General features: G+C 63.2%; 21 protein-coding genes. 14 read left to right on the top strand and 7 right to left on the bottom strand.

The annotated features are described in order from the left end of the window. The first annotated feature begins 6 nt into the window (after nucleotides 1-6). The 3 genes from QCE64_RS30920 to QCE64_RS30930 are packed head-to-tail and all read left to right on the top strand — an operon-like array spanning nucleotide 7 to nucleotide 3,138. Nucleotides 7-1,005 (top strand): SGNH/GDSL hydrolase family protein, encoded by a 999-nt coding sequence (locus QCE64_RS30920; protein WP_309934763.1) that lies wholly within the window; start codon nucleotides 7-9, stop codon nucleotides 1,003-1,005. A gap of 5 nt (nucleotides 1,006-1,010) precedes the next feature. Next, nucleotides 1,011-2,843, top strand: a complete 1,833-nt coding sequence (locus QCE64_RS30925; protein ID WP_310007955.1) for a carbamoyltransferase — start codon at nucleotides 1,011-1,013, stop codon at nucleotides 2,841-2,843. Continuing rightward, nucleotides 2,830-3,138 (top strand): hypothetical protein, encoded by a 309-nt coding sequence (locus QCE64_RS30930; protein WP_310007957.1) that lies wholly within the window; start codon nucleotides 2,830-2,832, stop codon nucleotides 3,136-3,138. The genes QCE64_RS30925 and QCE64_RS30930 overlap by 14 nt, the downstream gene beginning before the upstream one ends. Nucleotides 3,139-3,193: 55 nt before the next feature. Here the strand turns inward: QCE64_RS30930 and QCE64_RS30935 are convergent, their stop codons facing one another. Beyond that, nucleotides 3,194-4,693, bottom strand: coding sequence for an amino acid permease (locus QCE64_RS30935; protein ID WP_309927509.1), 1,500 nt, complete (start codon nucleotides 4,691-4,693; stop codon nucleotides 3,194-3,196). A gap of 424 nt (nucleotides 4,694-5,117) precedes the next feature. On the opposite strand from QCE64_RS30935, the gene QCE64_RS30940 reads away from it, so the two are divergent. Next, nucleotides 5,118-5,774 carry a peroxiredoxin gene (locus QCE64_RS30940; RefSeq protein WP_309838052.1) on the top strand — a complete coding sequence of 219 codons (657 nt, stop codon included), beginning with the start codon at nucleotides 5,118-5,120 and terminating at the stop codon, nucleotides 5,772-5,774. Nucleotides 5,775-5,864: 90 nt separating this feature from the next. On the opposite strand, the gene QCE64_RS30945 is transcribed toward QCE64_RS30940, so the two are convergent. After that, nucleotides 5,865-6,338 carry a ferritin-like domain-containing protein gene (locus QCE64_RS30945; protein WP_309926287.1) on the bottom strand — a complete coding sequence of 158 codons (474 nt, stop codon included), beginning with the start codon at nucleotides 6,336-6,338 and terminating at the stop codon, nucleotides 5,865-5,867. 245 nt (nucleotides 6,339-6,583) lie between these two features. Beyond that, nucleotides 6,584-7,294 carry an FCD domain-containing protein gene (locus QCE64_RS30950; protein ID WP_309926289.1) on the bottom strand — a complete coding sequence of 237 codons (711 nt, stop codon included), beginning with the start codon at nucleotides 7,292-7,294 and terminating at the stop codon, nucleotides 6,584-6,586. A gap of 477 nt (nucleotides 7,295-7,771) precedes the next feature. Between QCE64_RS30950 and QCE64_RS30955 the strand changes: the two genes are divergently transcribed. From QCE64_RS30955 to QCE64_RS30965, 3 genes are all read left to right on the top strand, one after another. Beyond that, nucleotides 7,772-8,665 (top strand): ketopantoate reductase family protein, encoded by an 894-nt coding sequence (locus QCE64_RS30955; protein WP_310007960.1) that lies wholly within the window; start codon nucleotides 7,772-7,774, stop codon nucleotides 8,663-8,665. Nucleotides 8,666-8,756: 91 nt separating this feature from the next. Further along, nucleotides 8,757-9,092: a DUF4148 domain-containing protein gene (locus QCE64_RS30960; protein ID WP_309926294.1), complete on the top strand. Its 336-nt coding sequence runs from the start codon at nucleotides 8,757-8,759 to the stop codon at nucleotides 9,090-9,092. 147 nt (nucleotides 9,093-9,239) lie between these two features. Next, nucleotides 9,240-9,617: a DUF427 domain-containing protein gene (locus QCE64_RS30965; protein WP_310007962.1), complete on the top strand. Its 378-nt coding sequence runs from the start codon at nucleotides 9,240-9,242 to the stop codon at nucleotides 9,615-9,617. 18 nt (nucleotides 9,618-9,635) lie between these two features. Here the strand turns inward: QCE64_RS30965 and QCE64_RS30970 are convergent, their stop codons facing one another. Continuing rightward, nucleotides 9,636-10,529, bottom strand: a complete 894-nt coding sequence (locus QCE64_RS30970; RefSeq protein WP_309934771.1) for a LysR family transcriptional regulator ArgP — start codon at nucleotides 10,527-10,529, stop codon at nucleotides 9,636-9,638. Between the two features lie 96 nt (nucleotides 10,530-10,625). Between QCE64_RS30970 and QCE64_RS30975 the strand changes: the two genes are divergently transcribed. Continuing rightward, nucleotides 10,626-11,753: an aminotransferase class I/II-fold pyridoxal phosphate-dependent enzyme gene (locus tag QCE64_RS30975; RefSeq protein WP_310007964.1), complete on the top strand. Its 1,128-nt coding sequence runs from the start codon at nucleotides 10,626-10,628 to the stop codon at nucleotides 11,751-11,753. Here QCE64_RS30975 and msrA read toward each other — a convergent pair. The 3 genes from msrA to msrB are packed head-to-tail and all read right to left on the bottom strand — an operon-like array spanning nucleotide 11,717 to nucleotide 14,870. Then, entirely contained in the window at nucleotides 11,717-12,427 is a 711-nt protein-coding gene (gene msrA / locus QCE64_RS30980; protein WP_309934776.1) for a peptide-methionine (S)-S-oxide reductase MsrA, read from the bottom strand. The genes QCE64_RS30975 and msrA overlap by 37 nt on opposite strands. Nucleotides 12,428-12,470: 43 nt before the next feature. Continuing rightward, complete coding sequence (locus QCE64_RS30985) at nucleotides 12,471-14,306, bottom strand: cytochrome c biogenesis protein DipZ (protein ID WP_310007966.1); 1,836 nt, start codon at nucleotides 14,304-14,306, stop codon at nucleotides 12,471-12,473. A 39-nt stretch (nucleotides 14,307-14,345) separates the two neighbouring features. Continuing rightward, complete coding sequence (gene msrB, locus QCE64_RS30990) at nucleotides 14,346-14,870, bottom strand: peptide-methionine (R)-S-oxide reductase MsrB (protein ID WP_310007968.1); 525 nt, start codon at nucleotides 14,868-14,870, stop codon at nucleotides 14,346-14,348. A gap of 174 nt (nucleotides 14,871-15,044) precedes the next feature. Between msrB and QCE64_RS30995 the strand changes: the two genes are divergently transcribed. The 6 genes from QCE64_RS30995 to QCE64_RS31020 all read left to right on the top strand — a co-directional run bounded on the left by QCE64_RS30995 (nucleotide 15,045) and on the right by QCE64_RS31020 (nucleotide 22,138). Beyond that, nucleotides 15,045-15,776 carry a response regulator transcription factor gene (locus QCE64_RS30995; protein ID WP_309926308.1) on the top strand — a complete coding sequence of 244 codons (732 nt, stop codon included), beginning with the start codon at nucleotides 15,045-15,047 and terminating at the stop codon, nucleotides 15,774-15,776. Then, entirely contained in the window at nucleotides 15,773-17,290 is a 1,518-nt protein-coding gene (locus tag QCE64_RS31000; RefSeq protein ID WP_310007969.1) for a HAMP domain-containing sensor histidine kinase, read from the top strand. The genes QCE64_RS30995 and QCE64_RS31000 overlap by 4 nt, the downstream gene beginning before the upstream one ends. Nucleotides 17,291-18,154: 864 nt before the next feature. Continuing rightward, nucleotides 18,155-18,550 (top strand): hypothetical protein, encoded by a 396-nt coding sequence (locus QCE64_RS31005; protein ID WP_309820197.1) that lies wholly within the window; start codon nucleotides 18,155-18,157, stop codon nucleotides 18,548-18,550. Between the two features lie 652 nt (nucleotides 18,551-19,202). Further along, a complete protein-coding gene (locus QCE64_RS31010) occupies nucleotides 19,203-21,014 on the top strand; it encodes an alpha/beta fold hydrolase (protein WP_310007971.1) in 1,812 nt (603 codons plus the stop codon). A 201-nt stretch (nucleotides 21,015-21,215) separates the two neighbouring features. Continuing rightward, nucleotides 21,216-21,641, top strand: a complete 426-nt coding sequence (locus QCE64_RS31015; RefSeq protein ID WP_309927511.1) for an organic hydroperoxide resistance protein — start codon at nucleotides 21,216-21,218, stop codon at nucleotides 21,639-21,641. An 86-nt stretch (nucleotides 21,642-21,727) separates the two neighbouring features. Next, nucleotides 21,728-22,138 carry a VOC family protein gene (locus QCE64_RS31020; protein WP_309926313.1) on the top strand — a complete coding sequence of 137 codons (411 nt, stop codon included), beginning with the start codon at nucleotides 21,728-21,730 and terminating at the stop codon, nucleotides 22,136-22,138. The last annotated feature ends 84 nt before the right edge of the window (nucleotides 22,139-22,222 follow it).

The raw sequence follows: 22,222 nt of genomic DNA on the forward strand, positions 1-22,222 counted from the left end.
AGACCGATGAATGCACGCGCAGAAGCGCCGCCCTTGCACCGGCAGCTGATGCAGTACGACGAGATGCTGGGATATCGCTTCGTGCCGGGTCTGAAGCTGCGGATACCGCATGAGGGCGGCGGCTATCTCGTCAAGACGAACGGCGCGGGCTTTCGCTGCAATCACGAAGCGACACCGCAGAAGAATCGCGCGCGCCGTGTACTCGTGTTCGGCGATTCCTTCACGGCAGGCGACGGCGTCAGCAACGGCAAGCGCTATTCCGACGTGCTGGAAGACAACCTGCCCGATACGGAAGTGCTCAACTTCGGACTGTCCGGCAGCGGTACCGATCAGCAATACCTGGTGTATCGCGAGTTCGCGAAGAAGATCGACTTCGATGCCGTGGTCATCAGCGTGCTGGTGGAGAACATCCAGCGCAACGTGATGAAGCATCGCGAATGGTCGGATCGCGAAGGCGCGCCGCTCTATGTGCCGAAGCCGTGGTTCGAGCTGTCGGAGTGCGGCGCGATCGACCTGCAGGGCGTGCCCGTGCCGCAGCCGTTTCATTGCGAGGCCGATCAGTCGCCCGCGCCGGGCGGCGGCCTGTTCTCCAAGGCGCGCCAGATGGTGAACGGCATGGGACCGGAGTTCAAGGACAAGGTGCAGAAGCTCACGCGCTTCCAGCCCTTGCCCGAATACGACTCGCCCGACAGTCACGCGTGGAAGCTGCTGCGCGCGATCCTGCTGCACTGGAGCGCCGAAGTGAAGGTACCGGTGCTGATCGCCGTGCTGCCGGTGTATCAGTACGTCGAGAAGACCGCGAGTTATGCGGGCGTGCGCAAGCGTTTCGACGAACTGGCGGCCGAGTGCGGCGTGCCGGTGCATCACGTCGTGGACGACCTGTGGAAGTTCGACGACGAAACGCGCCGCGGCTTCCGTTTTCGCGGCGACGTGCACATGACACCGCCCGCGCACCGGGCGGTCGGGGAAGCCTTGGCCAATCAGCTTCGAAACATCATCGGATAATGACAATGGCACGCTACGTACTCGGCATTTCGGCCTTCTATCACGACTCGGCGGCGGCAATCCTCAAGGACGGCGAGATCGTCGCGGCGGCGCAGGAAGAGCGCTTCACGCGCAAGCGCCACGATCCGGGCTTTCCGGCGGGCGCGATCAACTACTGTCTCGAAGAGGCGGAGATCGACGGCACGGATCTCTCGGCTATCGCGTTCTATGACGATCCTGCGCTGACTGCCGACCGCATCATCCGCTCGTCGATTGCCTTCGCGCCCGAGTCGCAGGCGTTCTTCACGAACGCCGTCAAATCGTTCTTCGGCGTCAAGCCGTACTTCAAGGAACAGATCCGCGCGATGCTCGCGTGCGACGACGTGCCGATCTACTTCTCACGGCATCATTACTCGCATGCAGCCTCGGCGTTCTTTCCCTCGCCATTCCAGGAAGCCGCGGTGCTGTGCGTGGACGGAGTCGGCGAATGGTCCACGACGAGCCTCGGCTTCGGCAGCGGTTCGAAGCTCGATATCCTCAAGGAAATCCGCTATCCGCATTCGCTCGGGCTGCTCTATAGCGCCTTTACGTTCTATTGCGGCTTCAAGGTCAACAGCGGCGAATACAAGCTGATGGGCCTCGCGCCCTATGGCAAGCCGGTCTATGCCGACAAGATCCGCCAGCATCTGATCGATATCAAGGCGGATGGTTCGTTCCGTCTCGACCTCGACTGCTTCGACTACCATCGCGGCCTCGCGCTGACCAACGCACGCTTCCATGAGTTGTTCGGCGGTCCGCCGCGCACGCCCGAATCGCGCATCACGCGGCGCGAGATGGACCTCGCGGCATCGATCCAGGCCGTCACCGAGGAAGTCATGGTGAAGCTGTGTTACGGGATCAGGCAACTCACCGGCGCGAGCAAGCTGTGCCTGGCGGGCGGCGTGGCGCTTAATTGCGTCGCCAACGGCAAGATCCTGCGCGAGGGCATCTTCGACGAAATCTGGATCCAGCCCGCCGCCGGAGATGCGGGCGGCGCCATCGGCGCGGCCTGTCTCGCGGACTTCAACGTGCTCGGCGGAACCCGTCCTGTACTCGCGCCGCAGGGCGATGCGCAAAGCGGCAGTTTCATCGGCCCGGCGTATCGCGACGATGAAGTCCTCTCCTTCATGCAGCGTCAAGGCGCCGTGTTCCATGCGCTGCCGGAGGGTGAAGAGGGCGCGCGGCAGGTGGCGTCGCTGCTGGCGCAGGAGAAGATCGTCGGCATGTTCTCGGGGCGCATGGAATTCGGCCCGCGTTCGCTGGGCGCACGGTCCATCCTCGGCGATCCGCGCGCCGCCGATACCCAGTCGCGCATGAACCTGAAGATCAAGTTCCGCGAATCGTTCCGCCCGTTCGCGCCCATCGTGCTGAAGGAGCGCGCGGCCGACTGGTTCGACATCGACGCCGACAGTCCCTACATGCTGCTCGTCGCGCCCGTGAAAGAGGCGCGCCGTATCACGCCGAAGGACGCCGCTGATCCGGAGGACATGCTGGAGATCGTCAACGCGGTGCGCAGCGACGTGCCCGCAATCACGCACGTCGATTACAGCGCGCGCATCCAGACGGTGACGCAGGACGTCAATCCGCGCATGTTCTCCGTGCTGCGCGCGTTCGATGAACTCACCGGCTGCCCGGTGCTCGTGAACACGTCGTTCAACGTGCGCGGCGAGCCTATCGTCTGCACGCCCGAGGACGCTTACCGCTGTTTCATGCGCACCGAGATCGACGCGCTCGTGCTGGGCAACTACATCCTCTATCGCGACGAGCAAGCTGCTGTCGAGATGGATGAATCCTGGAAGAAGGAGTATGAACTTGACTGATGCCGACCTGAACCAGTTCTTCGCCGCACGGCTCGCGGCCTTGAAGCCGGAAGTCGAAGGCTTTATTCCCACGACCTTCGACGCCGACTGCGCGTCCTATCTGCAGGATGTCTTCGAGCCTGAGCCCATCGTGAGCGAGGACGACATGATCGCCTCGCTCGTGGACATCTGGAGGCGCCAGGGGCTCGATTCGCTCGCGGCGCTCGAACCGGAATGGCGCAGCATGGCCGCAGAACTGCGCGCCACCGATGAGGCGACGCAACAGGTGTCGAATTTCATCTACGCGATGTATTGAGCGCTTTCGATGCGCGAAACAATCGAGCCGCCTGCAAGGGCGGCTCTTTGCCGTGTCAATGACGCGCCGGCTGCGCGCCGCGCTGATCGCGCAGTCTGCTGTGACGGATGCCGTAGACGAAATAGATGACGACGCCGATCGCCATCCACACCACGAGCCGGATCCAGGTATCGGCCGGCAGTCCCGACATCAGGAACAGCGACGACAACGCGCCCAGCGGCGCGACCACATACACGGCCGGCGTCTTGAACGAGCGTTTCAGCTCGGGCTGCGTGATGCGCAGCACCAGCACGCCAATGCAGACCACCATGAAGGCGAACAGCGTGCCGATACTCACGAGTTCGCCGACCAGCCCGATAGGCAGCAGCCCCGCGAGAACCATCACGATGACGCCCGTGATGATGGTCGTGATGTAGGGCGTGTGGAAGCGCGAATGAATCTTCGACGCGAACGGCGGCAGCAGGCCGTCTCTCGCCATCGAATAGAAGATGCGCGGCTGGGACAGCAGCAGCACGAGGATCACCGAGGTCAGGCCGAAGATCGCCCCGAGCTTGACGATGGGCGAGAGCCAGCGCATGCCGATGGCATCGACGCCCACCGCGATCGGGTCCGAGACGTTGAGCTTGTCATAGGGCACGATGCCCGTGAGCACGTAGGACACGAGCACATAAAGAATCGTGCAGATGGTGAGCGAGCCGAGCAGGCCGATCGGCATGTCGCGTTTCGGATTCTTGGTCTCCTGCGCGACGCACGACACCGAATCGAAGCCGATATAGGCAAAGAACACCACGGCCGCGCCCCGCAGCACGCCGCTCATGCCGAACACGCCGGATTCGCCGGTGTTGGGCGGAATGAACGCACCGGTCGGATTCTTCGCGGTGACCCAGTGGCCCGTGTCGACATAGGCGATGCCCGCGCCGATGAAGGCCAGCACGATCAGCACCTTGATGATGACGATGAAGCTGTTCACGCGAGCCGACTCGCGTATGCCGATCACGAGCAGGATCGTGATCAGTCCGACGATCAGCATCGCGGGAATGTTGAGCACCGCGCCCGCATGGCTCCAGCCGTGTCCGGGTTCGTACGAGAAGGGCGCACCCGCGAACTGCGCGGGTATGTCGATGCCGAGTGAATGCAGGAAGCTCACGACATAACCCGACCATCCGATCGCAACGGTCGTCGCGCCCACTGCATATTCGAGGATCAGATCCCAGCCGATGAGCCAGGCGATCAATTCGCCCATCGTGGCGTAGGCGTAGGTATAGGCGCTGCCGGATACCGGCACCGTGGAGGCCATCTCGGCATAACAGAGTCCCGCCAGCGCACATACGATGGCGCCGAGCACGAAGGACAGAATGATCGCCGGGCCGGCGTTGGTGGCGGCGGCATGGCCCGTCAGCACGAAGATGCCCGCGCCGATGATGCAGCCTATGCCCAGCATCACGACATCCAGCGAGCTGAGCGAGCGTTTCAGCGCATGGCCGCCGTGTTCCTGCATGGCGTCGTCGGTCGCGTCCGCTTCGTCCTGCAGCGTAGCGATGGATTTTCTTTGCATGACAGTCACGATCGCCTCCTGTGCGGCGGCAGGGCGGCCGCGCCCGTTGGCACGGCGAAGGCTGTCCGCCTGTTCGAATGCGGGATCTTGCGCGGTCCTGCTACTTCCCGCCAACCCATGCTTCAGCGATTGGCGTCGTTCCGTAATAGCAGATTTCACCGTCGAATTCGAGCGACGCTTCGTCGGAAGGTCTGCAAAACAGCACCGGGGCAGCAGGAAATGTGCCGCGACGACACGGGCGTTCACATTGAAGCGCAGTGACACAAGGCCACACGAAGCGCAAGGGCTTTGGGAGCCGGGAGCGCGGGCCCGGCGTCGCGCACTATAATCGGCGTGACTGTGGCATTTTCAGTGTTTCAACCCGGAAACCATTCTTGCCGCATGCAGAATGTTCACCGGTTCTTTCTATATGTGGAGATTTGATATGGCTATTCGCATTGGTGATGAAGCGCCCGATTTCACGGCAGAAACGACCGAAGGCACGATCCGCTTTCACGAGTGGATTGGCGACCACTGGGCGATCCTGTTCTCGCATCCGAAGGACTTCACACCGGTCTGCACCACCGAGCTTGGCTACATGGCGAAGCTCAAGCCCGAATTCGACAAGCGCAATACCAAGGTTATCGGTCTTTCCATCGACCCCGTCACGAATCACGCGCAATGGGCGAAGGATATCGAAGAGACGCAGGGCAGCGCGGTCAACTATCCGATGATCGGCGACGCGGATCTGAATGTCGCGAAGCTCTACGACATGATCCATCCGAACGCGAGCGGCGGCAGCCCGCGCACCGCCAACGACAATGCAACGATTCGCGCCGTGTTCCTGATCGGTCCGGACAAGAAGGTGAAGGCGACCTTCACGTATCCGATGAGCGCGGGCCGCAACTTCGACGAAGTGCTGCGTCTGCTCGATGCATTGCAACTCAACGCCAAGCATACGGTGGCCACGCCGGTGAACTGGAAGCCGGGCGATGACGTGATCATCCCCACTTCGGTGTCGGACGACGATGCGAAGAAGAAATACCCGGACGGCTTCAAGACACTGAAGCCTTATCTGCGCACGGTCGCGCAGCCGAAGTAAGCGTCGTTCACCTGGCATCCTGAAAGCGCCGGCCGCTGCAAGCGGCGCCGGCGCTTGTTGTTTCAGCTTGTGTTTTCAGAAAGGCATTGCTCAGTGGCGGCCCGTGCGGCGCTCGGGCGTGGTATCCACTTCACCGGGCCTGCGCAGCATCTTGTCGACTTCGCCCGCATGCAGCTCTTCGACCTGGATCATCTGCCGCGCATATTCCTCCAGCGCGACCGACCGGTCTTCCACAATCCGCAGCAATTCGCGATAGTGACCGAGCGCAACCTGCTCGGACTGTAGCGATTCGCGAAGGATGGTGGAGATGTCGAACGTGTGGGTATCGAGCAGCGGTCCGATGGTCAGCGACGGATACGCGCCGAGCGTGGTGATCCATTCGCCGGCCTGATGCGCATGCATCAGCGACTCGTCGGCTTGTGCGCGCAACCACGACACGATGGGAATACGGCCGAAGCCGAACACCAGAAACGAGTAGTGGGTATAGCGCACGACGCCTGCGAGTTCGGATTCGAGAATCCGGTTCAGGACGCCGACGACCTGTTCCTTGTCGAGTTCTGCCATTCCTGCCTCCGTGTCTTGAACGTACGTCAGCGCACGAGCGCACCGCAGGGCGGACGCGCATGCGTCCTCGCACGCGAAGCTTCACCCGGGGCTTCACTCATTTTAGTCACGCGAACGGCGCATGCGAGGCGAAAGCGCTGACCCAGGGCTCGTAGAGTCGCGCAAGATGCGCTCCCGGCTTGCAGGAGCGTCTTTGCGGCAGTGCGGGAAGAACAGCTTGCTAGCGGGTGTCAGACGAGAACGTGTCAGACGAGCTCTTCGGTCCACAGCGAAGCACTGCGCGCGAGCACTTGCGTCATGGCCTCGCGGGCGGCCTCGCTGTCATTGAGTTCGATCGCGCGCACGAGCCGGCCATATTCGCCGAGCTGGCTCTCCGGCACGCGTGGCAGCGCATGCGGCTGCGTGCGCAGCGCCGCCTTCATCGTCTTGATGCCGATGCGCACGACGCAACCCATCTGCCGCAGCAACTCGTCGCCGCTGGCATCGACGATGGCGGCCTGCAAGGCATCCTCCGCCGTGGATTGCAGCGCTTCGGTCGGGCTCGTGTGCAGCAGCTTCTGGAACGCCGCGTTGATGGCAATGCGTTGATGGCGGTTCGCGCGGGTCGCAGCCAGCGCGGCGGCGGGCGGATCGACCAGTGTGCGGAACTCCATGAGGCGGCGCACGAAGTCCGTATCGGGCTGGACGCGCAGACGCCATTCGGCAACCTCGGCATCCATCACGAGCCATTCGCTGACCGGCTTGATGCGCGTGCCGGTCTTGGGCCGCACGTCGAGCATGCGTCGCGAGATCAGCACGCTCAGCGCTTCGCGCATGATGGTGCGGCTCACGCCGTGCTTCTTCGAAAGCAGCACTTGCGGCGGCAGGACATGGTCCTGGTATTCACCGTTCACGATGCTTGCGACGAGTTGATTCACCACGCGCTTGACGAGCGATGCTTCATAACCATGATTCATGTTTTTTGTTCTCGTGAAATCGCCCACGCTTCAAGGCTTCCGGCCGCTCATCCCCGAACGGTTGATCCGCGCCTTTTCGAATTCCGGCAGCGTGCACCCCGCGCCCTTCCCTGCGCTTCCATGCGCCCGCGACGTGCCTGCCCTGCGGCCTGCCGTGTATTGATCCCCGGGATCACTGTCGACGATGCGCTTCCGAATGCGGCCAGATTCTGGCGCTCGGCTCCCCTGCGGACGGCATTGTCAATCCACTGAAAGAAGCGTATATCCGTATGGCCTGATTTAACAATATGGTTCACCGCGAATTCGACTGACTATGGTGCGTCCGCACACAAAGTTGCGACGATAGCCAACATCACGCGATTTGCTTCGACAAGCGCAAGCGTTTGCGCATCTTCGCTAGCGTTGCGCGTGGACCGGCCGCTTCGCTGTGTTACCGTGGCGAGCCAATGCAACGCCATGCAATGAGGAGAAGGCGAGATGAAAGTCGCGGTGATGGGCGCGGGCGCGGTCGGTTGTTATTACGGCGGCATGCTGGCGCGCGCGGGTCACGAGGTCGTGCTGATCGCGCGGCCGCAACATGTCGAGGCGATCGAACGTGAAGGACTGCGGCTCGACACGCAACAGTTCGACGAGCGCGTGCACGTCGCGGCCAGCACGCACGCGAACGCAGTGCAGGGCGCGCAACTCGTGCTCTTCTGCGTGAAGTCCACCGATACCGAGAGCGCCGCTCGCGAACTCGAGCCGCATCTCGAACGCGACGCGTTGTTGCTCTCGCTGCAGAACGGCGTCGAGAATGCGGCGCGTCTGCGTGAGATGCTTCCGCAGGAAGCGGCGGCCGCCGTCGTGTACGTCGCGTCCGAAATGGCCGGTCCCGGACATATCCGGCATCACGGCCGCGGCGAACTCGTGATCGAGCCATCGACACGAAGCGAGGAAGTGGCACGCGCGTTCATCGAGGCGGGTGTGCCCACCGAGATATCAGACAATGTACGCGGCGCGCTCTGGGCCAAGCTCGTGCTGAATTGCGCTTACAACGCGCTCTCGGCCATCACGCAATTGCCGTATGGAAAGCTGGTTCAGGGCGAGGGCGTGACGCGCACGATGCGCGACGTGGTAGATGAGTGCCTGGCCGTCGCAAAGGCCGAAGGGATGACCATTCCCGGCGACGTGGATGCCGCAGTGAGCCGTATCGCGGAAACCATGCCGAGCCAGTTTTCCTCCACCGCGCAGGATCTTGCGCGCGGCAAGCTCAGCGAGATCGATCACCTGAATGGTCTGATCGTACGGCGCGGCGAGGCGCTGGGTGTGCCGACGCCGGCGAATCGCGTACTGCATACGCTCGTCAGGCTGGTTGAGAGCAAGGCGTCATAGGGATTTCCCTAGCGGTCTGGCACGCTCGATGCTGAGTATGAAGCACGCGCAGAAAAATCTCTGCGCGATGTCTACATACCGGAGGATCACCATGAAATCCTTGATCAAGGCCGTGGCCATTGCCGCCGTTGTGGTGGCGCCGGCCCTCTCATTCGCGCAATCCGATTCGACCGTGACGCGCGCCCAGGTGAAGCAGGATCTGCGGCAAGTGGAAGCAGCGGGCTATGACCCGTCGCAGTCGGATCAGACTTCGTACCCGCAGGATATCCAGGCCGCGGAGGGCCGTGTGCAGCGTCAGAACGGCAATGGGTATAACGCCGATATGAATGCGTACGGCGGAACGCGGGCCGGCACGTCGGCGTCCGGCATGCGCTCGATGCGCCCGATGGACAACGACGGCACCAAGCCGGTCTATTTCGGCCACTGATCCGTCATTGCCCCGGCAGCGGGGCTGACAGGCGAGGCGCAGTCGCGGAAACGCGGCTGCGCCTTAGTCGTTTGAGCAGGGATCACGCGAGGGCGCTACCATCATTTCGATCACGCGCGTTGGGCGCGCCCTGCGAGGCTGAAACTCATGGACAAAGCCGTAAAGATTCCCGGACCGGATCATCCGATCACCATCGAACGCAGTCCCTTGCGCGTCGTCGTCAAGGCAGGCGGCCGCGTGATCGCGGACACGACGGAAGCGCTCGGACTTCGCGAGAGTACGTATCCGGAAGTGCTCTATGTGCCGCGCAAGGATGTGGACATGGCGCAACTCGAACGCACACCACACAGCACCTATTGCCCTTACAAGGGCGAGTGCAGCTATTACAGCATTCCTGCGGGTGGACAGAAGTCGGCCAACGCGGTGTGGACCTACGAGACGCCGTATGAAGCGGTCGCGGCGATCAAGGACCATCTCGCGTTCTACAAGGATCGCGTGGACTCGTTCGAAACGCTCGAGCGCTGAAACTCGCGCAGGCGCATCTCAGTCGAGTAACAGCCTGGCATGACGCTTCAGCACCGCGCTGAAGTCGTCCAGCCAGCCCACCGCCAGGCGCCAGCTTTGCCAGTGCAGATCGACATCGAAGCGCACGCCCGGCGACATCTCCACCAATTCGCCGCTTTCCAGTTCGCGCGCGACCAGGCGCCGCGGGCACATGCCCCAGGCCATGCCCGCGGTACACGCGCTCACGAAGCCCGCGCCGTGCGGCACCACGTGAGCGGGCGGATGGATGTCCGCGCGCGTCACGCGCCGGATGAAACGCCGCTGCAGCTCGTCCTTGTCGTTGAAGTTCACGCACGGCGCCTGACGGAAGGCATCGCGTGTGAGACCGCGCTCGAAATGCCGCGCGAAATAAGCAGGCGCGCACACTGCGCCATAACGCATGCGTCCGAGCTTCATGGAACGCCAGCCGGGCACGGGCTCGGCCAGCGTCGTCACTGCACCTTGCACGTCGCCATCGCGGATGCGCTGCGCCGTGTGATCCTGATCATCGACGACGAGATCCAGCAGCACCTCCCGCTCGACACAAAACTCCGCTGCCGCCGCGAGAAACCAGGTGCTCATGCTGTCGTCGTTCACGGCGATGCGCAGCCGCGCGCGCCGTTCGCCTGAAGTACCGGGCAGGGCCGGCATGCGGCCGCCGAGTTCCGCTTCGAGCAACTGGACGCGTTCCGTGTGACGACACAGCAGCGCACCGGACGCCGTGGCCTCGCAGGGCTGACCGCGCCGCACGAGCAGACTGCCGACGCGCTCTTCCAGAAGCTTAACCCGCTGCGATACCGCCGATGGCGTGATGCTGAGTTCGCGCGCGGCACGCTCGAACGAGCCGGTGCGGACCACGGCCAGCAGCGCGTTCAAAAGGGCATAGTCCAGCATTAGCGTTCCTTGATCGGGATTAGCAAAATGAGCTTTGTTAAGGCCTGTCGAACGCGCAGACTACGGCTTTCTTCGAACCCGATCAAGCCACGCATCATGCAACCGACGCCATTCAAGCTGGAACGCTACTTCGCGCAACACGAGTTCACCGCGCGCCATCTGCTGTGCAGTTCAGATCCGGAATCGATGTCGGTCGGCGAACTGCTCGAATTCGAACCGGACGCGCTCGATGGACTCCGCGACACCTGGCTCGGCTATACCGAGTATCCCGGCGCGCCCGCATTGCGCCGTGAACTGGCGTCGCTGTATGACAGCGTGAGCGCGGACCAGATCATCGTGCATACCGGCGCGCAGGAAGCCATCTATTCGTTCATGAGGTCGATGCTCGCGCCGGGCGACCACGTGATCGTCCAGATGCCCGGCTACCAGTCGCATTATTCGGTGGCGGAGGCATCGGGCGTGCGGGTGTCGGCGTGGATGGCGCGCGAGACGCATGGCTGGGCGCTCGACATCGACGCACTGGAAACACTCGTGACGCCCGCCACGCGCGCGCTCGTGATCTGCGCGCCGCACAACCCGACCGGATATTTGCCATCGCGCGAAGCGTTCGAACAGATCGTCGATTTCGCCCGGCGGCATCAGTTATGGCTGTTCAGCGACGAGGTGTACCGCGGGCTGGAACACGATCCCGCCGATCGCCTGCCGGCCGCCTGCGACGTGTATGAACGCGCCGTATCGCTCGGTGCGCTTTCGAAGACGCACGGACTGGCCGGCCTGCGGCTCGGCTGGGTGGCGACGCACAGCGCCGAGGTGCTCGAACGCATGAGCACGTTCAAGGACTATCTCACCATCAGCAACAGCGCGCCGAGCGAATATCTGGCAACGCTTGCCGTGCGGCATAGCGGCGCGCTGCTGGCGCGCAACCTCGAGATCGTGCGCGCCAACCTCCGGCTGCTCGACGACTTCTTCCTGCGTCACGCGCAACGTGTCGAATGGCAGCGCCCGCGCGCGGGGACGATCGGCTTCGTGCGCCTGAAGCAGGGCGCTGCCACGCGTTTCTGTTCAGAACTGCTCGAACGGACCGGCGTACTGCTGTTGCCTTCCACGCTGATCGATCATGGCGATGCGCACGTGCGTCTCGGCTTCGGCCGCCGCAACCTGCCCGAGGCGCTCGCCATCCTCGACGCCTACTTGGACGCGACCGTCACCAGCACCGCGTCCTGACGCCAGACACCCGGGAACATCTGCTTGAGGTTGCCCACCTTGGGCAGATCGTTGATCGCGATATACGGGCTTTCCGGGTGCTCCGTCAAATAGTTCTGGTGATAGCCTTCGGCGGGATAGAAGCCCTTGTAGTCCTCGACCCGCGTGACGATCTTGCCGCCATAAGCATGCGCGCGGTCGAGCTGCGCGATATACCCGGTGGCAATCTCGCGCTGCGCCGCATTCGTCGGGAACACGGCCGAGCGATATTGCGTGCCGTGGTCGGGGCCTTGATAGTCGAGTTCGGTCGGATTGTGCGCGACCGAAAAGAAGATCTGCAGCAGTTTGCCGTAGCTGACCTGCGCCGGGTCGTAGGTGATACGCACGGATTCCGCATGACCCGTATCGCCTTCGCTGACACGCTCGTATTGCGCTGTGTTCGCCGCGCCGCCCGCATAACCGGACATCACTTCCTTGACGCCGCGGACGTGCTGGAACACGCCCTGAACGCCCCAGAAACAACCGCCGGCGAACACGGCGGTTTCGCTATGCACCGCGCCGGCGGTTTCGTCGTGCGCGGGCGGCGGAATCTTTACCGCTTCCTCGCTCGAATGCGCGACACGCTGCAACGCAAAGGCGCCCGCGAACAGCACCGCCACGCTCGCGACCTTGAAAGACTTGCTGGTTTTCAACATGGATTACTCCTGGTGACACACGCTGTATCCGCTGATGCGGAAATCAACCGAACGTGAACGCGTAGGCTTCGACGCCGGGATCGAGAAATTCGATGGTGAACGTGCGATCCGCAACCGGACCGGTCTGCCGCACGAGCTGATACAGGCGCTGTTCCTTCACGGTACCACTGCCGTCGGCCTGGATGTCGCTGCCGTGCGATGCGCCGGGCGCCGCGCCGTCGATGCTCACGCGAAACCGCACCGGCTTGCCGTCCTTGGACGGCCCGAGCACGAGATGCAGGTCACGCGCATGAAAGCGGTAGACGATGCGCCCCGACGCGCCTTCCAGCGTGGCATGCTCCGCGCCCACCTTCCAGGCGCCGGCGAGGCCCCAGTCGTTGGTATCAAGCGCCTTGGGCGCGGCGTAATCGTGCAGGCGATCCGGCGTCTGTCCGCCGGGCGACATGAACTGCGATGCCCGTTCGTAACCGACATAGGTTTCCGGCGAGCGCATGTCCGCGTTGTCGGCCTGCATCATCGCGCCCTGGCCGGCGGCGGCGTCGTGCTGCGGGGCGGCCGTCATGGCAGCCGACGGCGGCGCGCCATGTCCCGCTTCGGCAAGCAGCTCCTGAATGACGCGCTCGGACTCCGCATATTCGCCTTCGCCGAAATGGTGATAACGGATGTTGCCGTTGGCATCGACGAAGTAATGGGCCGGCCAATACTGATTGTCGAGCGCACGCCAGATCGCGTAGTTGTTGTCGATGGCCACCGGATAGTCGATGCCGAGATCGTGCGTCGCCTTCTTCACGTTGTCGATATTGCGCTCAAAGGCGAACTCCGGTGCATGCACGCCGATCACCACCAGGCCCTGATCGCGATACTTCTGCGCCCACGTCTTCACATACGGAAGCGTGCGCAGGCAGTTGATGCACGAGTACGTCCAGACATCGACCAGCACCACCTTGCCCCGCAGCGCTTCACGGGTGAGCGGCGGCGAATTGAGCCACTGCACCGCGCCATCCAGCGGCGGCAGCACGCCTTCCACAGGCAGGCCGGACGCGGCGGCTTTTTGCATGCCAGTGCTGGCGCGCATCATCGCTTGCGGTGCTTCGCCGGCGTCCTGCTTCTGCACAGGCGCAGGCTTCTGCGCCGACATCATCATGGCGCCATTGCCCTTCGAGAACTTGTCGACGAGCTGCTGTTCGATGCCCGCGGTGGCCACGGTCGAGACGCGGGCGAGTGCGCCCGTATCGAGACCGAGTGCGATCGCGACCACGCCGAGCAGCATGGCCGCGCCGAGCCCGCGCCGCACCCATTCGCCGGCGCCGAGCGAGCGCTTCATCGCCGCGAACACCCGTCCGCCGATCAGCAGCGCGACCGCCAGCGAAGTCGCCGCGCCGGCCGCATAGGCGAGCAGCAGCAGGGTCGTGCCGACGCTCGCGCCATGCAGCGCCGCGCCGGTCAGCACTAGGCCGAGGATCGGGCCGGCACAGGGCGCCCACAGCAGGCCCGTCGCGATGCCGAGCACCACCGAGCCGCCGATGCCCGGCTTGCCGTCGCCATGCTGCGCGTAGGCCGTCAGACGGTTGCCCAGCGTGACCAGCGGATGCATCACGCGGTCGGCGAAGCGCGGCAGCAAAAGCGTCAGGCCGAACACGGCGAGCAGCGCGATGGCGGCCCAGCGGCCATACTGGTTCGCCTGTGTCACCCAGCCGCCGCCCACGGCGGCGAGCGTCGCGACGCCGGCGAACGTCAGGCCCATGCCAGCGAGCAGGGGCAGGCCGCTACGCACGAACGACTGATCCGCGCGCGCAAACACGAAAGGAAGGACCGGCAGGATGCACGGGCTGAGAATCGTCAGCGCGCCGCCGAGATAGGCCAACACGATCAGCAACATGATGAGCTCGCGTAGAAAGGTTTCTTGGGTAACAGCGCGTCAGGCCGCGCCGGGATTGAACGTCATCGCCACGCCGTTCATGCAGTAGCGCAGTCCGGTGGGCTTCGGGCCGTCGTCGAACACGTGGCCGAGATGGCCGCCGCAGCGCCGGCAATGGACTTCCGTGCGCAACACGCCGAACGAACCGTCCTGACGTGTCGCGACCGCGTGATCGAGCGGCGCCCAGAAACTCGGCCAGCCGGTGTGGCTCTCGAACTTGGTCTGCGACGAAAACACCGCGAGCCGGCATCCCGCGCAGCTGAAGGTGCCGGCGCGATGTTCGTCGTTCAGCGGGCTGGTATAGGGGCGCTCGGTGCCCTCGCGGCGCAGCACGTCGAATTGCGCGGGGTTCAGCAGGCGGCGCCATTCGTCGTCGCTATGGACGATCTCGAAGCGCTCCGGCGCGGCAGCCTGCATTGCACCCTGCGGCGGCGTGCCGGCGAGGGCGCGGAAGCGGCCCGACAGCGCGAAAACTGAGGCGGCGGCCGCGGTGCCGGTCAGGAGAAAGCGGCGGCGAGTCGGCATGGCGTGATCCTGGTCGTGGACTGGAATGGCCTCATGCTAATCGCGCGCGCATCTCCGAGTCCTCACCGAAAGTTAAATTAAATGTGATACTTGGCCGCGCGCTTTTCTGCACAATGACGGCAGGGCGCGCCTCATCGTCATGCGGTTTCGCGCCAATCCGCCACGCACCTTCCCATGGACCAACCGAAACGCATTCTGATCGTCGAAGACGACATGCATATCGCCGACGTGCTGAGTCTCAACCTGCGCGACGAACGCTATGAAGTCGTGCATTCCGCCGATGGCGCCGAAGGCCTGCGGCTGCTCGAACAAGGCGGCTGGGACGCGCTGATTCTCGACCTGATGCTGCCGGGCGTCGACGGCCTCGAAATCTGCCGGCGCGCGCGCGCCATGACGCGCTATACGCCGATCATCATCACCAGCGCGCGGTCGAGCGAAGTGCATCGCATCCTGGGCCTCGAACTCGGCGCGGACGACTATCTCGCCAAGCCTTTTTCCGTGCTGGAACTCGTGGCGCGCGTGAAAGCGCTGCTGCGCCGCGTCGATGCCGTCGCGAAGGATTCGCGCCTCGAAGCGGGGCGCATCGAGGCTGCCGGCATCGCGATGGATCCGCTCGCGCGCGAAGCCTGGGTCGATGGTGCGCGCATCGAGCTCACGCCGCGCGAATTCGACCTGCTGCATCATTTCGTGCGCCATCCGGGCAAGGTCTTTTCGCGCATGGATCTGCTCAATGCCGTGTGGGGTTATCGGCATGAAGGTTATGAGCACACCGTCAACACGCATATCAACCGGCTGCGCGCAAAAGTGGAGCGCGATGCGGCCGATCCTCATCGCATCCTCACCGTGTGGGGACACGGTTACAAGCTTGCGGCACAGAACGCCGGCGAGCCGGGAGCCGCATCGTGAAGCTCACGTTGTCGCAACGGCTCTTTGCGGTGTTCTGCGGGCTGCTTCTGGCGTGCTGCGGCGCATCGGCGTGGCTGCAGATCCGGGCGAGCGACCTGCGCGAGAAGGAAGTCATCCAGAGCCTGTCGCGCAGTCTCGCCACGCATGTTGCGCACGACGGCGCGCTGGCGGACGCGAAGGATATCGACGCGCCCGCGGTGCGCCGTCTCTTCAGCCAGTTGATGGTGGTGAACCCGAGCGTCGAGGTCTATCTGCTGGACAACACGGGCCGTATCCGCGCCGATGATGCGCCGCCGGGCCATCTGAAACGCGAACGTGTCGATCTCGCGCCCATCGAACGTTTCCTGAAGGGCGACGCGTTGCCCATTCTCGGCGACGATCCGCGCAGCGCGGACAAGCGCAAGGTCTTCAGCGCGGCGCCGCTGGGCGTGGCGGGCCAGCCGCCGTTCGGTTATGTGTATGTGGTGCTGCTCGGCGAACAGCACGATGCGCTGGCGGCGAAGGCGTCGGCGAGTGCGGTGCTGCGTACCACGCTTGCGTCGATGGGACTCGTCACGCTGCTCGGGCTCGTCGCCGGCGTGGTGGCGTTCGAGCTCGTGACCCGGCCGTTGCGGCGCCTGACCGAAGCGATGCGCCGCTTCGATGCGAGCGCCGCGCCCGGCGAGCCGCCGCTTGCCGCGTTGCCGGCGGCTGTAGTGGCAGACGAACGCGACGAGATTGTCGTGCTGGAAAGCGCGTTCGCGCAAATGGCGGCGCGTATCGGCGAGCAATGGCGCGAGTTGGGACGGCAGGATCGCGAACGCCGCGAGATGGTCGCCAATATCTCGCATGACCTGCGCACGCCGCTCGCGTCGCTGCATGGTTATCTGGAAACGCTGACGCTCAAGTCGGAGTCCCTTGCCGCCGCCGAGCGCCGCCGCTATCTGTCCATCGCGCTGGCGCAGAGCACCAAGGTCGGTCATCTCGCGCAGTCGCTGTTCGAACTGGCTCGGCTCGAACATGGCATGGTCGCGCTCGAGCGCGAAGTCTTTTCACTGCCGGATCTTCTTCAGGACGTGTTCGAAAAGTTCGAGTTGCCCGCCCAGTCGCGTAGCGTGCAGCTGAATGCACACCTCGCGCCGCGGCTGCCCAGTGTCACGGGCGATCTCGGCATGATCGAACGAGTGCTCACCAATCTGCTCGACAACGCGATCCGTCATACGCCGCCGCAGGGCGCCGTGAACGTCACGCTCGGCAACGTGGACGAAGAGGGCGGACGGGTCTGCATCACGGTCAGCGACACCGGACCCGGCATTCCTCCCGACATGCGGGATGCGCTGTTCCAGCGGCCATTCACGTCTGGCGGAACACATCGGGGCGGTCTGGGCCTGCTCATCGTGCAGCGCATGCTGCAACTCAATGGCAGCCAGATCCGCTTGATCGATACCGGCCCGCACGGCACCACGTTTCGCTTCGATCTGCCGGCGGCCAGCGCGCGCATGCGGGAAGACCCGGCGCCGGCGCGGCCGGCATAAAAAAAGCCCGGCATGTGACTGCCGGGCTGAATGGGATGGTCATCACCTCGCCTGTAGCGCCGTTGGGATGCGCATGAAGCGGTGCCCGGTCAGACCATCCGCGTGGACGTGCGGATCTGAAGCGTCGCGCGGTTCGCTCCTCCCGATGCATTGAGACGATTGCTTGCTCGCGCCACAAGAAACGTTTTAGTCTCTTCGCCTTAAACCAGTCTTAAGGAATGCATGGACGGTGCATTGCATTTTTCGGCTTACGCTTTTAACGGCGGTGCTGTAGAGGACCGTCCTGCACGGCAATCGAAGTGAAATCGCGGCCTTAAGCGCGAAAGCAATAAGTGCAAGGCACTTCTCCTTACGGAAAACTCTCCTTGGATTCCCGATGTATGTTTGCTAGCATGTAAGCGAGTTGCAGGCCTCGGACCGCGGCCCTGATGTCAAACAACAGCGGTCAAACAACAGCGTCCCTAGACGTTTTCCATGCCAGGCTGGGCTTCGGCGCGCAGGGCTCTTCTGCGTAAAGCTGTTTCGCATCGTCGATTACTTGCTTGAACTGTTGCTTGCATTGTTCCAGCTCGGGAATCGGGTGGTTATCTATCGGTGCATCACAAGCCGCACGAGTCGCGAAAGTCACGAAGTCACAATAGGGCGACGCTTACGTTCAAACATCGCCGGCATTACACGACACGCTTCAGATCAGCACGGCTTCTTGGCGTTATGCGCAAAGCAGGGCTCGCTTGGATGTGGAATGTCGCGCGTATCTCCTGACGTTGCAGGTGAATTCCAGGGCAATCGGTCATCGTCATTGCAGATCCGGATGAAGGTGAAGTTGTCGCACGCATACGATCCGCTCAACCAGCGGGAGGAAACGTGGAAACGGAACTCAGTCAGCGGCTAGCGAAAGCTTTATGGCGTTGTGCATCGCACGGACACGTGCTGCCCTATCAGCGCTTTCATGCACTCTGCGAGCGAAGCATTCCACTGGCGCAACGCTATGCCGCGCTCGAATCGGCCATCAAGACCCTGGGCGATGTGCGCGAGATCGACTATGGCGTTTTGATGGCGCTCGACAGCGGCCTGCCGGGCGCGGAGTTCTTCCAGCGCTACTTGCGCCATCGTCACAGCGAATACGTACAGCTGATGGGCGACCCGAAATATCACCGGCAGACGCTCGCGCACAAACGCACGCTCGTGGCAGGTGAACGAGACCGGGTGTACGCGCATGCACGCCTTATCGGCGAGGAGCGGGGGCGACAAGCGGCTTGACCTCGCGTGTGACCTTCGAACAGGGCCCTGCGTCTTGCCTCGACGCGGGGCATACGTCGTAGTGCATTGCTCCGCTCAAGCGATCGGAGCGGCCAAGCGCTTTGCTTGTTTTGCGAAGGCCTGCCATCTGCTCCGTGCTCATACCGGACCTTTATCCGGTTCGGTGTTTACCATGATTTCCCAGGCGGACCACGTTACAGCGCTCGCTGTTTCCTCATGCGTCTCACCATGGATTGCCTGACGATGAAACCCATTCGAAAGCCAGGCATCGAAAGGCTTACTGATCTTCATGCGTGAATGAGCGCTGCCAAACACAAGCCCCCGCGTTAAGCGCCATTTGATAGCTTCTTTGGGCACAATTTGCGGACCGAATGTCGTGATAGCGGGAGCGATTCATATAATCGCCTCAATACCTCGCGAACCCGCGACAAGTAAAGCCGGCTGGAATCCATGAGATGGCACTCCTGGATCGCCCGTGATCCGGCTCGACATGCAGCGGGCCAACTTCGCATCCGGGAACGTCGATTGCGCACAAACACCTCCACGGTTGTGTGCGCAGGGACGTTGACGGCCTGACATGTCAAGGCGAGACTTGCCGGCGGGAGACATGCCTGGCCGAATTGCGCGCCACCAGAGACGAGGAAAAGATCTAATGAGACCGGTTGTATTCGGGAATCGCTTCGGATGGCTGCATGCAGGGACTGGCACGCGCGGCGTGCTGCTCTGCAATACATACGGCCACGAATACGTATGGACATACAGCGGCATGCGGCACCTTGCCGATGCCTTGTCCGCGCGCGGCTTGTGGGTGCTGCGCTTCGACTATCGGGGAACGGGTGACTCGGCAGGCGCCGATGGCGCGCCCGACCAGTTCGCTTCGTCCGTCGACGACGTCGAAGCGGCCATCGACTGGTTCAAAGAGACTACGGGTATCGAGCACCTGACCTTGTGCGGCTTTCGCGTCGGCGCGGCATTTGCGCTCGAGGCCGCCTTGCGCAAGCCGGTGGACGATCTGGTGTTGCTCGCTCCGGTGTCGAGCGGGCGCATCTACATGCGCGAGCTGAACATCGTGCGCAAGACCTGGCTGGATCAGCTTGCGCCGCCGTTGCGCGAGATGCAGCAGTCCGCCGAGCCGCTCAACGTGCTGGGTCAGATCTATAGCGACGAATTCAAGCGCTCGCTGGAACAGATCGATCTCGTCGCCAGCGTGAAGCGTGCTGCTGCCGTACCCGCGCGCCGGGCACTCATCATGAATGTGCGGGCGGGCGGCAAGGATCCGTTGCGCGATGCGCTCGCGGAACGCGGCGTTGAAGCCGATGTGACGCCATTCGAAGATCTCCTCGGCTTCATCCAGGAAACGGCCTTCAATGCGTTGCCACTCGCGGCCTTTGAAGAAGCGGTGCAATGGATCACCCGCGACGCCGCGCAGGAGCAGGGCACAGCGTCTGAAGCCGTGATGCAGCAGGAAGCGTGGCCCGACCTGACGATCGAAACGTCAGAAGCGATCGAGCGGCCAGTTTGCATCGGCGAAGAAGGGCTCTTCGGGGTGCTGTGTGAACCGCGCACTGGCCTGTCGCGCGGCTCGGTATTCCTGATCGCCAACACATCGGCAAGCTCACGGGTGGGCGACAGCAGGCTCTCCGTACGCATCGCGCGTGAACTCGCGCGCCGCGGGGTAGCCTCGTTGCGCTTTGACGCGCGCGGCCGCGGCGATAGTCCGGCGGCCTCCGGTATCGTGCAATCGGATACGGCGTTTGGCCGGATCTATAACTCCGTCGCCACCGACGACACCGCCACGGCCGCCCGCTGGCTTTCGCGCCAGGGATACAAGTCGATCTTCTCGTTCGGCGTGTGCTCGGGCGCCTATCACGCGTTGAAGGCCGCGTTGATCGAGGACTCGATCACCGGCGTGGTCACGGTGAATCTGCCGACCTTCAAGAAGCCCGCCGATATCGCGCCCGATGCCTTGCGCCAGTCGACGCGCAATTCGATGGCAGGCTATGCGTTCTCGATGCTCGATCCGCAGAAATGGAAAGCGATCCTGCGCGGTGAAAAAGATCTGAAGCGGGTACTGCGTTTCGTGTCGGGCTACATGATGACGCGCGTACGTTCACGGGTCGTCGATGTCTTGCGGCTCGACCGCCTGACGCAAACGCCGCCCGAACTCGCGACCGAGCCTGGCCCGATGATCCGTGCGCTGGATGCCCGGCACGTCAAGACGGTGCTCATCTACGGCGCCTACGATGCGGGCATGGACCTGATCGCCGCGAACTTCGGCAAGGGCGGCGCGCGCCTGTCGCGCTTTCCGTCCGTGCGCATGGCGGTGTTCTCCGACGCGGATCACTCGCTGTTCATGCCGAGCGGTTCGAGCCAGGTGGTGGCGCTGTGCGAGAGCGTCGTCAAGGAAACGAGGGCGACCGTCGCGGATGCGATGTTTCCCGGGCGAGAGCCGGTCGTGCTCTGATTCCTGACTGTTCTTTTCTTCTTCTGCACCATCCTTCCCCGCGCGAAGCTCCAGCGAGCTTCGCGCGTCTTGCGTATCCTTCCATAGCAGAACCCGCCTGATGCGGCGGCGTTCCTGTTCCATCGAAATCCCTCTCGACGAAGCTCGCGTGTTTGCAGCGTGCGCGAGGCTCGCTTCGCTTCCCAACTCAGGAGTCTGATGATGTCGATCGAAAAGGTCTTATACCGCGCCCATGCCCATGTCACCGGCGGCCGCGATGGACGCGCCAACATCCCTGACAGCAATCTGGATCTGCGCCTGACCACGCCGAAGGAACTCGGCGGAGGCGGCGGTGACGGCACCAATCCCGAACAGTTGTTCGCCGCCGGCTACAGCGCATGCTTCATCGGCGCGATGAAGTTCGTTGCCGCGCGCGACAAGATTGATTTGCCGAAAGACCTGGCTGTCGACGGAAACGTCGGCATTGGTCAGATTCCGAATGGCTTCGGCATTGAAGTAGCGCTGAAGATCTCGCTGCCCGGCATGGATCGCGGCGCCGCTCAGGCGTTGATCGACAAGGCGCATATCGTGTGCCCTTATTCCAATGCGACGCGCAATAACATCGATGTCACATTGACCCTCGCCTGAGGTTGACTCACAGGTCCATTCGGGGCGTTGAGGCAAGGCGCTCATGAGCGGGATGCCGGCCTCGCCCCGATCATCCGGAGGAAGCGATGACGCTAACGCTGACAATCGGGATTGATCACATCGGACTGACCGCGCGCCATCTCGAGGCGACGCGCGATTTCTTCGTTGAATGTCTTGGCTGGAAGGTCGTGGGCGAGAAGCCGGATTACCCGGCGGTATTCGTCTCGGACGGCAGTGCGCTGCTGACGTTATGGCAAGCCAAGGAAGAACCGCCGACAGCCTTTGATCGCCGCAAGAATGTCGGACTTCACCATATTGCCTTGCGCGCCGCAAATGAAGCCGCATTCAACGAGATTCTCGAACGCGTCTCGACGTGGCCGGGAGTGATCGTGGAGTTTCCGCCTGAACTGCTTGGCACCGGACCGAAACGGCACATGATGATTCATGAGCCTGGCGGCATAAGGGTGGAATTTGACTTCGATCCGCGCGTTCAATGAACGTGAAGCAGTCACGTACCGACTGGCCGCTTGAAAGCGGGCCACTTCGAAAAAGAGACGGCCGAACAATCGAGTGAACTCTGC

This window comes from Caballeronia sp. LZ043 (genome assembly GCF_031451075.1).
Taxonomy (GTDB): domain Bacteria; phylum Pseudomonadota; class Gammaproteobacteria; order Burkholderiales; family Burkholderiaceae; genus Caballeronia.